Genomic DNA, 1711 nt, shown 5'->3' on the forward strand with positions numbered 1-1711 from the left:
CAAGAAAGGCGACACGCATTTTCGCGAGGAATTCACCTCACGGGTATGGGCGACCGGATATGACTTTCCGGCGCTGAAGGACGGCAAGGTCGTCAAACGGGAATTTCCCGGCGAGAAGACGCCGGACATGCAGAGCGTCGCACTGAACCAGCGTCGTCCGCAATTCCGCGATGAGCGGGTGCGGCGGGCGATCGCCAGGTGCTTCGATTTCGAATGGATGAAGCGGGCCTTGTTTTACGGCTCCTACGAGCGTTCTCAATCGAACTTCGAACGGTCGGATTACAAGGCCGAAGGCCTGCCCTCGCCTGAGGAATTGGCCCTGCTGGAGCCGTTCCGGGCCGAATTGCCGCCAGAGGTTTTTGGTGAAGCGGTGACGCAGCCCCTTTCCGACGGTTCGGGCCATGACCGCAAGCTGCTGGGCGAGGCTTCGAGATTGCTTGCGCAGGCCGGCTGGAAGCGCGATGGCAGTTTCGTCGTCAACGACAAGGGTGAGCGGCTGCGGGTCGAAATGCTGGCGGAGGACGACGGCATCGTTCGCATCTACACCCCTTGGTCCGAGAATATGAAGGCGATCGGGATCGACGCATCGATCCGGCAAATCGATTCGGCGCAGTATGAGCAGCGGCACAGCAATTACGACTTCGATCTTGCCTTGCTGCATTGGTCGATCGGGGCGACGCCGACCGACGACAGCCTGCAGATGCTCTATGATTCCCGGATGGCGAAAATCCCGGGGCAGCGCAACTATCCGGGCACGGAAAGCAAGGCCATCGACGCCCTGATCGCGGCAGCCGGCAAGGCGAAAGACCGTATAGAACTCGTCACGGCGCTCAGAGCGCTCGACCGGGTCTTGCGCGCGCGGCTGGACTGGATTCCAACATACTATCTGGCGAATCACCGCGTCGCCTATTGGGACATGTTCGGCTTTGTCGAACAGAAGCCCGATTTCGGCTTTCCGGTCGAGACGCTGTGGTGGTTCGATAAGGGCAAGGCGGCAAAAATTGGCAAAGGCTGAGATGTTCGCTCAAGCGGGGCAAAAGGCCTGATGGGCGCCTATATCCTGCGCCGCATCCTGTTGATGATCCCGACCCTGTTCGGCATCATGGCGATATCCTTCGCCGTCATCCAGTTCGCCCCCGGCGGTCCGGTCGAACAGGTCATCGCCCGGCTGACCAATCAGGGCGGCAGCGACCGCCTCGGCGGCGGTGGCGGCGACGCGGGCGCTGGCAGCAATTTCGATGCAGCCGGTGACGTCAGTTCGAAATATCGCGGGGCGCAGGGGCTCGATCCGGAATTCATCAAGAAGCTGGAAAAGCAGTTCGGCTTCGACAAGCCGCCGCTCGAGCGCTTCGGCATGATGCTGTGGAACTATGCCCGCTTCGATTTCGGCGACAGCTATTTCCGCGACATTTCGGTGCTCGACCTGATCCTGGAGAAGATGCCGGTGTCGATCTCGATCGGGCTGTGGATCACGCTTTTGTCCTACCTGATCTCGATCCCGCTCGGCATCCGCAAGGCGGTCAAGGACGGCACTCCCTTCGACGTCTGGACCAGCGGCGTCGTCATTGTCGGCTATGCCATTCCGGGCTTCCTGTTCGGCATCATGCTGATGGTGCTGTTTGCCGGCGGGTCGTTCTGGGACTGGTTTCCGTTGCGCGGCCTCACCTCGGACAATTGGGATCAATTGTCCTGGTGGGGAAAGATCGTCGAC

Annotated in this window: 1 protein-coding gene and 1 pseudogene; both read left to right on the forward strand. The window is 60.7% G+C overall.

What is annotated here, in order from left to right:
* The coding region (locus EN984_RS33560; RefSeq protein ID WP_245480175.1) for an ABC transporter substrate-binding protein at window positions 1-1015 on the forward strand (1015 nt) is incomplete at its 5' end.
* A 30-nt stretch (window positions 1016-1045) separates the two neighbouring features.
* Window positions 1046-1711: pseudogene (locus EN984_RS33565) on the forward strand (microcin ABC transporter permease); the annotation flags it as partial.

It is taken from the genome of Mesorhizobium sp. M7A.F.Ca.CA.004.12.1.1 (assembly GCF_003997835.1).
Lineage (GTDB): Bacteria > Pseudomonadota > Alphaproteobacteria > Rhizobiales > Rhizobiaceae > Mesorhizobium.